General features: G+C 50.8%; 11 protein-coding genes. 7 read left to right on the forward strand and 4 right to left on the reverse strand.

What is annotated here, in order from left to right; translation table 11 throughout:
• The first annotated feature begins 384 nt into the window (after window positions 1-384).
• Together ACKI3C_RS11665 and ACKI3C_RS11670 are read left to right on the forward strand one after the other, a co-directional pair.
• Complete coding sequence (locus tag ACKI3C_RS11665; RefSeq protein WP_407405237.1) at window positions 385-1,782, forward strand: hypothetical protein; 1,398 nt, start codon at window positions 385-387, stop codon at window positions 1,780-1,782.
• 571 nt (window positions 1,783-2,353) lie between these two features.
• A complete protein-coding gene (locus ACKI3C_RS11670) occupies window positions 2,354-3,346 on the forward strand; it encodes a mechanosensitive ion channel family protein (RefSeq protein ID WP_407405239.1) in 993 nt (330 codons plus the stop codon).
• A 334-nt stretch (window positions 3,347-3,680) separates the two neighbouring features.
• On the opposite strand, the gene ACKI3C_RS11675 is transcribed toward ACKI3C_RS11670, so the two are convergent.
• On the reverse strand, window positions 3,681-3,953 hold the full coding sequence (locus ACKI3C_RS11675; protein ID WP_407405241.1) for a hypothetical protein: 273 nt from the start codon (window positions 3,951-3,953) through the stop codon (window positions 3,681-3,683).
• A 2-nt stretch (window positions 3,954-3,955) separates the two neighbouring features.
• Between ACKI3C_RS11675 and recJ the strand changes: the two genes are divergently transcribed.
• Complete coding sequence (gene recJ, locus ACKI3C_RS11680) at window positions 3,956-5,713, forward strand: single-stranded-DNA-specific exonuclease RecJ (protein ID WP_407405243.1); 1,758 nt, start codon at window positions 3,956-3,958, stop codon at window positions 5,711-5,713.
• Window positions 5,688-7,607: an ATP-dependent DNA helicase RecQ gene (locus ACKI3C_RS11685; protein WP_407405245.1), complete on the forward strand. Its 1,920-nt coding sequence runs from the start codon at window positions 5,688-5,690 to the stop codon at window positions 7,605-7,607. Before recJ ends, ACKI3C_RS11685 begins: the two co-directional genes overlap by 26 nt.
• 79 nt (window positions 7,608-7,686) lie before the next feature.
• Here the strand turns inward: ACKI3C_RS11685 and ACKI3C_RS11690 are convergent, their stop codons facing one another.
• From ACKI3C_RS11690 to ACKI3C_RS11700, 3 genes are read right to left on the reverse strand one after another with little or no spacing between them, the layout of a single operon-like run.
• On the reverse strand, window positions 7,687-7,926 hold the full coding sequence (locus ACKI3C_RS11690; RefSeq protein WP_407405247.1) for a DUF3791 domain-containing protein: 240 nt from the start codon (window positions 7,924-7,926) through the stop codon (window positions 7,687-7,689).
• Window positions 7,923-8,396 carry a DUF3990 domain-containing protein gene (locus ACKI3C_RS11695; RefSeq protein WP_407405249.1) on the reverse strand — a complete coding sequence of 158 codons (474 nt, stop codon included), beginning with the start codon at window positions 8,394-8,396 and terminating at the stop codon, window positions 7,923-7,925. Before ACKI3C_RS11695 ends, ACKI3C_RS11690 begins: the two co-directional genes overlap by 4 nt.
• Window positions 8,393-8,608 carry a DUF3791 domain-containing protein gene (locus ACKI3C_RS11700; RefSeq protein ID WP_407405251.1) on the reverse strand — a complete coding sequence of 72 codons (216 nt, stop codon included), beginning with the start codon at window positions 8,606-8,608 and terminating at the stop codon, window positions 8,393-8,395. Before ACKI3C_RS11700 ends, ACKI3C_RS11695 begins: the two co-directional genes overlap by 4 nt.
• A gap of 303 nt (window positions 8,609-8,911) precedes the next feature.
• On the opposite strand from ACKI3C_RS11700, the gene galK reads away from it, so the two are divergent.
• From galK to ACKI3C_RS11715, 3 genes are all read left to right on the forward strand, one after another.
• Entirely contained in the window at window positions 8,912-10,048 is a 1,137-nt protein-coding gene (gene galK, locus ACKI3C_RS11705; protein WP_407405253.1) for a galactokinase, read from the forward strand.
• Window positions 10,048-11,091 (forward strand): aldose epimerase family protein, encoded by a 1,044-nt coding sequence (locus ACKI3C_RS11710; RefSeq protein ID WP_407405255.1) that lies wholly within the window; start codon window positions 10,048-10,050, stop codon window positions 11,089-11,091. The genes galK and ACKI3C_RS11710 overlap by 1 nt, the downstream gene beginning before the upstream one ends.
• Window positions 11,092-11,450: 359 nt before the next feature.
• Entirely contained in the window at window positions 11,451-12,356 is a 906-nt protein-coding gene (locus ACKI3C_RS11715; protein ID WP_407405257.1) for a nucleotidyltransferase, read from the forward strand.
• Window positions 12,357-13,461 lie beyond the last annotated feature (1,105 nt).

Raw genomic sequence — 13,461 nt, forward strand, 5'->3', positions numbered from 1 at the left:
CTAGCAGTTATATTCCTACAAGATGTTATTTTTGTCTTTCCCCCTCATTTTAGGCATAAACCCCTAATCCAATACTTTGTGGGAGATAAATAATTTCTTCTAATTTCGAATAATTTCTTTCAGTAAAAAAATCTCTGTGCCCTACAGATTGCTCTGATTTAACTGAATAAGAAATTATTCTAATTATTTTAATTTCTTTCAGTTATTATTAAATCTGTGTTATCTGTGAAATCCGCGCGGGGTGTCCGCAAAAAACATTGGTGAATAGTTACAACCAGATTCGTTTTTGAATGTTGGGCTGGGGGTAGTTGCTCGGTTGATGGTGTGGCATGGGCGTGGGGAATATAAATTTGCAGCGTTTTTTCAATTAAATCTAGAAATACTATGGAACAGAATGTGAATGTGGCGGTTCTTGATGCCGCTTTCAGGGCATGGAACAGTGGTGCCCAGCTGCGCAAGAGCCGCTTGCGCAACAAGCGTTTTGCCTATGGCGACCAGTGGGGTGACGTGTCGGTAGATGCTAGCGGCAATGTGTTGACCGACTGGCAGCGTTATAGTGCCAATGGTGCATTGCCAGTGACTAACAACTTGATACGCAACTTGATGCGCACTGTCGTGGGGCGCTATCGTGTGCAGGAGCTTGAAAATGGCAATGCAGGCGTTGCCGCTAACGATGTGGCGCGCTTCAACAATCTCAACGAGATCGACAGCCGTGCCCTTGAGGAGTTTCTTCTCTCGGGCAGCTGCGTGCAGCGCATCGACCGCTCTGCCGAGGCCGGGATGAACCATGTGGTGGTGGAAAACGTGAACCCTAACAAATTTTTTGTCAACGCCTTGTGCGATGTGCGCGGGTGGGACTGCGAGATTGTGGGCCAGCTCCACGACTTGAGCATTGCCCGACTGCTGCAACGGGTGGCATGCGGGTCGCGCCGCAAGGCTCTGTGGGTGCGCAGGCTATACACCGACAATGCGCAGGCTCGCAGCGAGGCGTTTGCCCACTCGATTGGAGCCGACTCCCAGAGCGCGACTCAATTCTGGCACACCGATGAACCCGGCAAATGCCGTGCTATTGAAGTGTGGACGCTCGAAAGCCGCGAGGTGGCGGTGTGTCACAACCGCCTCACTGCACAGGTCACCGTGGAAAGTCCTTCCGCTGCGCGAAAATACAAGGACTGTGGCCATGTGGATGTGAAGTGGGATGTAGCCACGCTGTGGCATTGCCGATGGTTCACGCCCATGGGCGACCTGCTTGCCGAGTGGGACTCACCCTACGAGCACAAGAGCCATCCGTTTGCCATGAAGTTTTATCCGCTTACCGACGGAGAGGTACATTCGTTTGTCGAGGGCATAATCGACCAGCAGAAGCATGTTAACCGCATGATTACCTTGCTCGACCACATCATGGCATCGTGTGCCAAGGGGGTGCTGCTCTATCCCGAGACGGCACTGCCCGATGGATTCACGTGGGCCGATGTGCGCCGCGTGTGGAGCTCCACCGGAGGTATCTTGCCCTACTCGCCGCAGATGGGGACCGAGAAACCAGAGCAGATATCGGCCAATGCGACCGACATAGGCGGATATGAGATGATAAAGTTGCAGATGCAGCTGCTCGAGGACGTGTCGGGCGTGAACGGATCCTTGCAGGGCAAGGCTTTGCCTGGCGTGAACTCGGCCAACATGTACCAGCTGCAAGCCGACAACGCCAGCATGGCTATGGCCGACATCTACGGTTCGTTCACTGCATTCAGGAACGCAAGAAATAGCAAAATCGAGGCGGTGTGATACTGCAGGGCAACAGCATCAAAATTGCTGCAACAATACATGTCCGTTAGGACATTGCACCAATGTTGTTTTTACGGACTCCCCGCGCACATCTCACGGATCACACAAGATTTTGTGATGAGAGGCTGGAAGCCGACACGAGGGTGTGTCAAAATGCGAAATCAAGTTGAGGTAGGGACGACACTCCCGTGTCGTCCGCACGCTCGAAACGAGCGTAAGACATTTTTATGTTTATTTTCAGTGTATTTCAAGCGTAGCGCCACCACCTAAATACGACCAAAGAGAAAAGGCGCTTCGCTTGAAATCAACAAAAAATCAACAAAAAATTTAGGCGCATGTCAACATCCTCATGATACACAAAAGTGTTAGCAGTTATATTCCTACAAGATGTTTTTTTGTGTGTTTTTTCTATCCCTCCATTATTTTAGGTCCATAACCTGATCCAATACTCCGTGGGGGGGAAGTCGGGAAGTTTTGGCAAGTTTTGATACGGTTGCCCTGCGATAAGTGAGGACGCGTTGCATATATCATCATTTTTTATTACTTTTGCACCACCAGAAGTTAATAGATTATGATTTTATCGAATATATTATTGCAAATTCCAGAGGCCGCTCCTGTTGACACTGTGGCAGCGTCTCACATCGAGAATGTTACAGGCAAAGTAGCCGCAACCGTTGACTCTATTGTCGCTAACCCCGAGTCCCTTTCGGTCTCTAATATCGCCAAGACCGTGGTGGGTATAGATTGGAGCAGTATCATCACCAGCATGTCGGGCATGATGTTTGAATTCATCTTGCGTGTGCTGGCGGCGGTGCTTGTGTTCTATGTGGGCAAGTTTATCATTAACAAGGTGCACAAGCTGCTCAAGGCCGTGATGGAACGCAAAAAAGTAGAGCCTTCGCTCAACTCGTTCTTGCTCAGTCTGTTCAAGATGTCGATGCTCTTCCTGCTCATAATCACTACTATTGCCATCCTGGGCATCGAGACGGGGTCATTCATCGCCCTGTTTGCCTCGGCAGGTGTTGCTGTGGGTATGGCTTTGAGCGGCACGTTGCAGAACTTTGCTGGCGGAGTACTGGTGCTGCTGCTCAAACCTTACAAGGTGGGCGACTTCATCGAGACCGGAGGCCTGATGGGCACGGTGAAGGAGATACAGATATTCCACACAGTGATACTCACGCCTAACAATGAGCGCATCACGATTCCTAACGGCGGCCTTGCCACTGGCACTATCAATAATTTCTCAAGCGAACCCTATCGCCGTGTGGAGTGGCGTGTGGGCATCTCTTATGGCGGCAGCGTCGATAAGGCTCGCGAGGTCATCATGAATATCCTCGATAAGGAACCGCTGGCAATACACAACGAAATGTGTCCCAACTCGGTTGCGCTTGAGGAACTTGCCGACAGTTCGGTGAACCTTGTGGTTCGCTCGTGGTGCACACACGAGAACTACTGGACAGTGTTCTACAACGTGAACGAACGCATCTATAACGAACTGCCCAAGAACGGCCTCAATTTCCCGTTCCCGCAGATGGATGTCCATATCGACAATCCTGCAAAGTAACAAATAGAGCCGATAACACTTATACTGCGGTTGAAGACCGCCACCTTGCACGTTTCGAGGTAGCGGTCTTCAACCGCGCGTTTTACATGCTTCACCTCCCCGCCGGCAGCCCGCAGGTCTGCGACCAGCAGTTAACCAAAGTCACGACCTCCCTGAGGTCTAAAAAATCCACAAAATATATATTTTCAATGAAAAAATCAGTGAGTTCAGCGAGATCCGCGCGGGGAGTTCCATTGCTGTATGGCCACCTACGATTGCGCAATAGTGTAAAAAATGTGAAAAAATACTATTGAATACGAAAATCAGCAAAATCTTCTTTGTAAAGCACATCATTTTAAGTAACTTTGTAAGGAAATATGGCAACATTGGCAGCTTGTATGGGTTGCTGGTGACGTTCTTTGATACCTGATGCGTAGCCTAAGTGCTTGCATGATTTTAGGTTAGCACCATTTGGAGGTTCGGGCGAAGACCCCGCATGCTCCATGATAAGGTGTATATATACTGCAAGTGTGTCGCCCTCGCGACACCCCTTTTGCCATATTCCTACTATATAATCCACGGCTGCAAGAGAGCGGCGTGGTTCCCCTAGCATAATAAAAAACAACATAAATGATAAGTAAATGGAATTACTTACCTCTGACTTCTCAAGAACAACAGATAGCCAAGCAGTTGGAAACGCAGTTTCCCAATTGCCCTGCTATCGCACGGCTGCTGGTGATGCGCGGGGTGAAGAATCAGGACGAAGTGCGTGCATTCTTCTCTCCCACGTTAGGCCAAATGCTCGATCCGTTCCTCATGAAGGACATGGACAAGGCCGTGAACCGTCTCAACAGAGCGTTAGGGGCTAAGGAAAAGATCATGATATTTGGGGACTACGACGTCGATGGCACTACTGCCGTGGCTTTGGTTTACAAGTATCTGCAGAATTTTTACTCCAAGAGCAACCTGGAGTATTACATCCCTACCCGCGACGACGAGGGCTATGGCATCTCGTTGCAGAGCATTGACTATGCCGAGAAGATAGGGGTGAAGTTGATAATCGTGCTCGACTGCGGCATCAAGGCTATCGATGAGATTGCCTATGCCAAGGAGAAGGGCATTGACTTCATCGTGTGCGACCATCACGTGCCCGATGATGTACTGCCTCCGGCATCGGCCATCCTCAACCCCAAGCAGGTAGATTGCAAATACCCGTTCAAGGGACTGTCGGGGTGCGGTGTGGGTTATAAGTTCATGCAAGCCTTTGCCATGAGCAATGGCATCAGCAACATGTATGACCTTGAGAGCATGCTAGACCTTGTGGCTGTGAGCATCGCGGCCGACATCGTGCCGTTGATAGGCGAGAACCGTGTCATGGCCTACTATGGCTTGCGCCGTCTCAACAACAATCCCAATGTGGGCTTGCGCAGCATCATTCGTTTGTGCGGACTCAACAACAAGGAGCTAACCATCAGCGACATAATTTTCAAGATAGGCCCACGCATCAATGCGTCGGGGCGCATGGAGAGCGGACAAGAGTCGGTAGAGCTGCTCGTGACTAGAAATTCGGCAGAGGCCTATGAGATTTCCAAGCGCATCGACAAGTATAACCATGACCGCAAGGAACTTGACCATCAGATCACTATCGAGGCTAATGAAATCATTGAGCGTCACATTCAGCATCTCGATGGCAAGAAACCCATTGTCATCTACGATCCCAACTGGCACAAAGGCATCATAGGCATTGTTGCATCGCGTCTTGCCGAGCTGTACTTCAAACCGTCGGTTGTGCTCACGTTGAGCAACGGCTTTGCCACAGGCTCGTCACGCTCGGTGCGCGGTTTTGACGTCTATGCAGCCATCAAGTCATGCCGTGACCTGCTCGAGAACTTTGGCGGGCACACTAACGCCGTGGGACTCACTCTTAAGGAAGAAAACATTCCCGAGTTCCGCCGTCGTTTCACCGAGTATGTGGAGCAGCACATCGACGATGAGCAAGTGACTCCCTCGATGGATGTGGACTGCGAGCTCACTTTTGCCGAGATTAATAACGACTTCCTGCGCAACATGCGTTACTTTAACCCCTTCGGCCCCGAAAACCAGAAACCGCTGTTTGTGACTCGCAACGTAAGGGATTTCGGTACAAGCAAACTAGTGGGACGTAAGATGGAGCACATCAAGCTGGAGCTTGTCGATGACTCGAGCAATCGTGTCATGAATGGCATTGCATTCACTATGTCGCAATATTTTGACCATATCAAGGAGGGCAAGCCTTTTGACATCTGCTACACTATCGAGGAGAGCAAGCATCGCAACTCCACTACGCTTCAACTTCAAGTCAAAGGCATAAAAGTGAGCGACGATGCCCAAGTCATCACCAACAATTAAAGACATCCTCAAGAAATATTGGGGCTACGAGGAGTTTCGCCCGTTGCAGTCCGACATCATCGAGTCGGTTCTCGGCGGGCAGGACACCCTAGGCCTTATGCCCACAGGCGGCGGCAAGTCCATTACCTTCCAGGTGCCCACCATGGCCATGGAGGGACTGGCACTTGTGGTCACCCCCATCATTTCGCTCATGAAAGACCAGGTGGATAACCTGGTGGCGCGACGCATCAAGGCGACCTACCTCCATGCGGGGCTCACAGCCGGCGAGGTGAAGCGCGCCTATGAGAAGTGCATGTATGGAGGGTATAAGTTCCTCTATGTCTCGCCCGAGCGTCTTGCCTCGCGCAGCTTCCTCGACCGCCTCAAGCACATGCCAGTGTGCCTCATTGTTGTTGACGAGGCTCATTGTATCTCACAGTGGGGCTACGACTTCCGTCCCTCGTTCCTTAACATCGCCTCAGTGCGAAAACTCTTCCCTGACGTTCCCGTGCTGGCGCTCACAGCCACAGCCACGCCCCAAGTGGTGCAAGACATCATGCAACGGCTTGAGTTCAAGCAGCCGTGTGTGTTCAGCAAGAGTTTTGCCCGTGACAATCTTTCCTATGTAGTGCGTCACACTAGCGACAAGATAGCCGAAGCCGTGCGCATCTTGAGCCGCGTGCCTGGCACCGGCATCGTTTATGTGCGCAGTCGCAAGCGCACCAAGCTCATCAGCGAGGAACTCAATCGCTACGGCATAGCGGCCGACTACTATCATGCCGGACTTGCAGTTGAGGACAAAGAGGACAAGCAGAACAAGTGGAAAAGCGATGAGTGCCGCGTGATGGTTGCCACCAACGCCTTCGGCATGGGTATCGACAAGCCCGACGTGAGAGTGGTAGTGCACATCGACATGCCCAATTCGCTTGAAGAATACTATCAAGAGGCAGGGCGTGCCGGCCGCGACGGCAAGCGTTCCTTTGTGGTGCTGCTTGTGGCTCCCACCGATGCTCGCACCCTCAAGCGGCACATCGACGACTCGTTTCCTGACAAGGACTTCTTGCGCACAGTGTATGAGCGTGCATGCAACTTCATAGGAGTGGGAGTGGGAGAAGGCTACGACCACCAGTATGACTTCAACTTCAACCTCTTTTGCCGCACATTCAAGTTGCCGGTGTTGCCCACCCACAGCGCGCTGGGCATACTCTCGCGTGCCGGATACATCAATTTCATTGAAGAAGTGGAAACACAGTCGCGCGTGATGATCATGGCCGACAAGAGCGAACTCTACGACCTGCACACTGTCACTCCCGGCGCCGACCAGGTGCTACAGGCTATACTTCGCCTCTACACGGGACTGTTTGCCGACTATGAGTTCATCAACGAGGATGTCATTGCCTATCGCACCAGCATTGACCAGGAGACTATCTACACTAGCCTTCTAGAGTTTACCCGCATGCACATCCTCCATTACGTGCCACGCAAGCGCACGCCATTTATCTTCTTCCCCACATCGCGTGAGGAACCGCGTTATTTGCGATTTCCCAAGGCTGTTTACGAAGACCTCAAGCAGCGCATGACCGAGAGGGTAGAGGCCGTGCTCAACTACACAAGCGACACCGTGCGGTGCCGTGAAGCAGCCATTCTGGCCTACTTCGGTGAGCATGGGCACACCGACTGTGGTCACTGCGATGCCTGCATCGACCGCCGCAAGCGAGGCGACCACACCAGCACCGATGTGCAGGAAGGAATACTCTACATGACGCAGGTCAAGCCGCGCACGATAAAGGAACTTGTTGACACGCTTTCATTCCCCAAGGACGAGATACTCTCTATGCTATCATTCCTGGTCGATGAAGGCTATATCCACCATCTCCCCGACGACACCTATCGCAACCCCGAACCTCTCAAGTGAAGGGCGTGGAGTACTTTTCGACATGAATTATAGCAGTTATGCCGAGGTGGTATAGGGGTGGTTTCGCCGAAGATAAAAATCAGCCGTTTGACTGTTGCTGTTTTTCAGTATGTTCTTGCCATATTTCCTCGGCAAGATACTTGTCGCTACGGCAATGCAAGTCGCTCACGCCTTCTTCAATGAGCTGAGAAGTTTGGGAATTATAGAACATGTCCATCGCATCCTCTGTAGAGATGGAATGCAACTCAGCTAGAGCACTGATAATACGCGCATATTTTGCTTCAAGAATTGCGTAAAACGCTTCGTCGTGAGTTATCATAGTTGTTGGCTTTCAAGAAAAGTTAGTTCATTGTCGAGCACTGCTTGCGTGCGAATGCAAATTTGGTTATTTGTTTTTTCATATATAAGACGATGCAAAGCTTCTTCTTTTGTAATGTATCCAGCAAAATACAAATCAAGTGTGCGAAATACCTTGTCGTTGGCAATGCCTCCTATTATAATATCGCTGCTGTCAGGAATACTTCCCGACCGGCATTCTGTGACATAATCTAGCCATGTTTCGTCGTATTTCTCAAATCGTTTTACTTCCCAATTTGATGATAGGTTGTCATTTAATTCGTAGATATTGAGAATAGCTGTCTTGCCGCGACGAATAAAACGCTCGGCATATTTAACCGCCTGCTCATGCAGTGTTGTTAAATAAAATCCTGGACCAAAGTCAAGGTATAACCGTGAATGGCTGGTGTCAGGTGTGTTGACAACCACTGTGCTTGAATGGTAAACTTTCATGAAAGAACTCCTTTCTCTCTCATGTAGTCGGTCAAATCATCCATGAGGTATTCTTTGCCGAAGGTGTGAAGCACGTCATAGCTTGGTATGATATATGAATGCAGTATTCCGCTATCGCGAAGACGGCGGTAAACCTCTTGTTGTGGAAGGTGCAGACGGCGAGACAAATTACCGATGCAGTATGTCACAAAGTCAATATTGTTAGCATTCATAAAGTAGATGTTTTATACCATTGTGCAAATTTAATGATTTTTTCTCGTTCCAATAGTATAAAGCAATAAAATATTGATTATTTAATTTTTGAAAGACAATAATCTCTGTGTCCTTCTATGTGAGACCGAGAGAAATCTACGCGGGGAGTCAGCAAAAAACACTATTGGTGTGTAGTTGTTGCATCTCACATTTGTGGTAAAAAATGTTATTTTCGTGTAAACACGCGGTGGTGTCAAAATTTTTTACTAAATTCGTGGTGTAAATCTTTTACAATGATTATTCATATCTAAAAATTAAATACGATGAAACAGAAAATTAAAGAGTTATTCAACGAGAAGTTTGGCACCAATGGTGTTATGTATGCATCTGCAGGCCGCATCAACCTGATAGGCGAGCACACTGACTACAACGGCGGTTTCGTGTTCCCCGGCGCTATCGACAAGTATATCGCTGCGATGATCAACGTGAACGGTACCGACAAGGTGCGTGCTTACAGTGCCGACCTTGACTCATACTGCGAGTTTGGCCTCAACGAGGAAGACGCTCCCAAGGAGCAGTGGGCACGCTACATCTTCGGTGTGTGCCGCGAGACCATCAAGCGTGGCTTCACCGTTAAGGGGTTTGACACCGTGTTTGCAGGCAACGTGCCTCTGGGTGCAGGTCTGTCATCATCGGCTGCTCTTGAGTCTTGCTTCGCTTTTGCATTGAACGACCTCTTCAACGATAATAAGATTGAAAAGTTTGAACTCGCTCTCATCGGTCAGTCAACTGAGCACAACTACTGCGGCGTGAACTGCGGTATCATGGACCAGTTTGCATCTGTATTTGGCAAGAAGAACTGCCTCATGCGCCTCGACTGCCGCTCGCTCGAGCACGAGTACTTCCCCTTCGACGCGAAGGGCTACAAGCTCGTTCTGGTTGACTCAAAGGTTAAGCACGAACTCGTTGACTCTCCCTACAACAAGCGCCGCGAGAGCTGTGAGCGCGTAGCTGCTAAGCTGGGTATGGAAACCTTGCGCGATGCCGACTTCGCTATGCTGGAGGCTGTTAAGGCTAAAATCAGCGAGGAAGACTACATGCGTGCACGCTTCGTCATCGGTGAGAAGCAGCGCGTACTCGATGTGTGCGAAGCTCTCGAGAAGGGTGACTTCGAGACAGTGGGAGCTCGCATGTATGAGACTCACAACGGTCTGTCTAAGGACTACGAGGTTAGCTGCGTAGAGCTCGACTTCCTCAACGACGTTGCTAAGGAGTGCGGTGTCACAGGTTCTCGCATCATGGGCGGTGGCTTTGGCGGCTGCACTATCAACCTGGTGAAGGACGATCTCTATGACAAGTTCATCGAGACTGTTAAGGCTAAGTTCAACGAGAAATATGGTCACGAGCCCGTTATCTATCCCGTGGTTATCAGCGACGGTGCTCACAAATGTGAAGACTAATGAACATTGAAAAGAAAACGGTTATCTCGTCTAAGGGCGAGATAACCCTTTATACTCTCACTAACGCAGCCGGTGCAAGCGTTACACTCTCATCACTGGGAGCCGGCATCGTTGCAGCCTGTGTGCCCGACAAGGACGGCGCGCTGGCTGATGTTGTGCTAGGCTATGCCGATGCTGCCGACTACTTTGCCGACGGACCCTGTGCCGGCAAGACTCCCGGTCGTTATGCTAACCGCATCGCCAAGGGCCAGTTTACCCTCGACGGCAAGCAGTACCAGCTCGCTATCAACAATGGTCCCAATGCACTGCACGGCGGCCCTGAAGGCTACTGCAACAAGATTTGGAACGCCAATCTTGAAGGCGACGTTGTAGTGTTCACACTGCACAGCCCCGATGGTGACGAAAACTATCCCGGCAACCTCGACGCAACAGTCAAGTATGAGTGGACCGAAGATTGCCAGCTCGTCATCACTCTGGGTGCGGTGACCGATGCAAAGACCGTTATCAACCTCACTAACCATGCTTATTTCAATCTGGCAGGTGAGGACAGCGGTTCAGTGCTCGACCACAAGTTGCAGATGGCATGTTCACGCTTCCTTCCCACCGACGACACTCTCATTCCTCTGGGTGAGATGGCTCCCGTGGCAGGCACTCCTATGGATTTCACTGTTTTCAAGGCACTGGGTCAGGACATCAAGCAGGATTTCCCCGCGCTCAACTATGGCAAGGGTTATGACAACTGCTTTGTCGTTGACGGTTATGTTCCTGGTGAGTTGAAGAAGGTTGCAGAGCTCGTTCACGAGCCCAGCGGACGTGTACTCGAAGTGTCAACAACACAGCCTGCTGCACAGGTTTATACCGGCAACTGGCTGGGTGGTTCACCCGTGAGCAAGAGCGGACGCCCCTACAATGACTACGACGGCGTGGCCATTGAGTGCCAGGGCATGCCCGATGCTCCTAACCACGACAATTTCCCGTCGCAGGTTCTTGAGCCCGGACAGCAATACTGCCACACAATCATTTACGCCTTTAAGGTTAAGTAAAAATCACATAGCCCCTGTGAGCATTCAGCAATGAGACTATTTCGAGCGGATGTCTCGGATGATTTTAATTCACCTTTCGCAAGACAAAGTAATTGGTGCTAATTTGCTTGTCCAGGAGGACAATACTTGAATAACCCCCACCGCCGAACGTAGTGGCGGTGGGGGAAGAAATACGACAAACACTGCGTCCATTAGGACGCTAATCGGAGCAAACTGGTGTGAAGCAAATGGTTTAAATATGCGAAACTTGAATTAGTCTCTTCAACAATAATATCGCAGGGACTCTGCATTGATATATAATTATATAGACCCTTAAACAAGTCAATATAAGAAAATTTAAAAATTATTTTTATCAAATTATGAAACCTACTTTATTTGTCCTTGCAGCCGGTATGGGAAGCCGTTACGGAGGACTCAAGCAACTCGACGGTCTCGGACCTAACGGGGAAACAATTATGGACTATTCAATCTACGATGCCATCAAGAGTGGCTTCGGCAAGGTTGTATTCGTAATCCGCAAGGATTTTGAGGCTGACTTCCGCGAGAAGATTCTCTCAAAGTATGAGAACCACATCCCCACAGAGGTTGTTTTCCAGAGTGTTAACGATCTGCCCGAAGGCTTCACTTGCCCTGCCGAGCGCGTTAAGCCCTGGGGTACAAATCACGCCCTGCTCATGGGTAAGGACGTTATCAACGAGCCTTTTGCAATCATCAACAGCGACGACTACTATGGCCGCAATAGCTTTGAGGTAATGGCAGCCGAGCTTTCATCTCTGCCCGAGGACTCAAAGGGTCACTACAGCATGGTGGGCTTCAAGGTGGGCAATACCATGAGCGAGAGCGGTACCGTTTCGCGCGGTGTGTGCGAGACAAAGGAAGGCGTGCTCACTGGCGTGGTTGAGCGCACTGCTATCGGTTACAACGAGAAGCATGAGATTTCGTTCAAGGATGAGAACGGCGAGGAGCAGATTCTGGGATTCGACACACCCGTGTCAATGAACTTCTGGGGCTTCACTCCCGATTACTTCAAATATAGCGAAGACTTCTTCGTGCGTTTCCTCAAGGAAAACATCGACAAGCCCAAAAGCGAGTTCTTCATTCCTTCGCTCGTCAATGAGCTCGTAGTGAGCGGTGACGGTGAGGTTAAGGTTCTCACTACCGAGTCGAAGTGGTTTGGCGTTACCTATTCAGAGGATCGTCCTGCTGTGGTTGAGAAATTCGCTCAGCTCCACAAGGATGGCGTTTATCCTGAAAAATTGTTCTAATTCACGAACAACCCAATATTTCATCACCCTGCACCCATACACGGTGCGGGGTGTTTTGCATAAACAAAGCGAAAATATAGGAAGAAATCTCAGCAGTGTGCCCGCAGCGTACCGACTTACCGACTCCCCGACGGTCTGGCGACCATCGGTTACGATGCAGTGCGGCCTCTGTCGAGGCTGGTGTGGTGACGGTGTTGCCTTCCGACGGTCTGGCGACCGCCGGTTACGATGCAGTGTGGCCTCTTCGAGGCCGGTGTGGTAGATGGTTTTCCTTCCGACGGTCTGGCGACCATCGGTTACGATGCAGTATGACGGGTTCCCCGTCAGGTATGATTCACTTTCTGTCATATTAGGCCTGGTAAGTAATACTGTAGGTACTTGAGGGGGGTGGCGGTTCTGGTTGTGGTGTTGGCGGTGCAGGCGGTGTAGGCGGTGGAACCGCCTTATTGCATCGTAACCGGCGGACGCAGTCCGTCGGAAAAGGGAATATATAACTAACGGCCTCGGAGGGGCCGCATTGAACTTGTATATATCTGTTCGACGGTCTGGCGACCATCGGCTACGATGCAGTGCGGCCTCTGTCGAGGCCGATGTGGTGATGGTGTTGCCTTCCGACGGTCTGGCGGCCGCCGGTTACGATGCAGTGCGGCCTCTGTCGAGGCCGGTGTGGTGACGGTGTTGCCATCCGACGGTCTGGCGACCGCCGGTTACGATGCAGTGTGACGGGTCCCCCGTCAAGTATGATTCACTTTCTGGCATATTAGGCCTGGTAAGTGATACTGTAGGTGCTTGAGGGGGTGGCGGTTCTGGTTGTGGTGTTGGCGGTGCAGGCGGTGGAACCGCCTTATTGCATCGTAACCGGCGGACGCAGTCCGGCGGAAAAGGGAATATATAACTAACGGGCTCGGAGGGGCCGCATTGAACTTGTATATATCTGTTCGACGGCCTGGCGCCCATCGGCTACGATGCAGTGCGGCCTCTGTCGAGGCTGATGTGGTGATGGTGTTCCCTTCCGACGGTCTGGCGTCCGCCGGTTACGATGCAGTGCGGCCTCTGTCGAGGCCGGTGTGGTGACGGTGTTGCCATCCGACGGTCTGGCGACCGC

This window comes from Sodaliphilus sp. (genome assembly GCF_045598405.1).
In the GTDB taxonomy this organism is placed as follows: domain Bacteria; phylum Bacteroidota; class Bacteroidia; order Bacteroidales; family Muribaculaceae; genus Sodaliphilus; species Sodaliphilus limicaballi.

Bases quoted from the DNA above. Each gene is read 5' to 3' on its own strand.
- ACKI3C_RS11665 (WP_407405237.1), top strand. From the start codon at position 385: ATGGAACAGAATGTGAATGTGGCGGTTCTTGATGCCGCTTTCAGGGCA.
- ACKI3C_RS11670 (WP_407405239.1), top strand. From the start codon at position 2,354: ATGATTTTATCGAATATATTATTGCAAATTCCAGAGGCCGCTCCTGTT.
- ACKI3C_RS11675 (WP_407405241.1), bottom strand. From the start codon at position 3,953: ATGTTGTTTTTTATTATGCTAGGGGAACCACGCCGCTCTCTTGCAGCC.
- recJ (WP_407405243.1), top strand. From the start codon at position 3,956: ATGATAAGTAAATGGAATTACTTACCTCTGACTTCTCAAGAACAACAG.
- ACKI3C_RS11685 (WP_407405245.1), top strand. From the start codon at position 5,688: ATGCCCAAGTCATCACCAACAATTAAAGACATCCTCAAGAAATATTGG.
- ACKI3C_RS11690 (WP_407405247.1), bottom strand. From the start codon at position 7,926: ATGATAACTCACGACGAAGCGTTTTACGCAATTCTTGAAGCAAAATAT.
- ACKI3C_RS11695 (WP_407405249.1), bottom strand. From the start codon at position 8,396: ATGAAAGTTTACCATTCAAGCACAGTGGTTGTCAACACACCTGACACC.
- ACKI3C_RS11700 (WP_407405251.1), bottom strand. From the start codon at position 8,608: ATGAATGCTAACAATATTGACTTTGTGACATACTGCATCGGTAATTTG.
- galK (WP_407405253.1), top strand. From the start codon at position 8,912: ATGAAACAGAAAATTAAAGAGTTATTCAACGAGAAGTTTGGCACCAAT.
- ACKI3C_RS11710 (WP_407405255.1), top strand. From the start codon at position 10,048: ATGAACATTGAAAAGAAAACGGTTATCTCGTCTAAGGGCGAGATAACC.
- ACKI3C_RS11715 (WP_407405257.1), top strand. From the start codon at position 11,451: ATGAAACCTACTTTATTTGTCCTTGCAGCCGGTATGGGAAGCCGTTAC.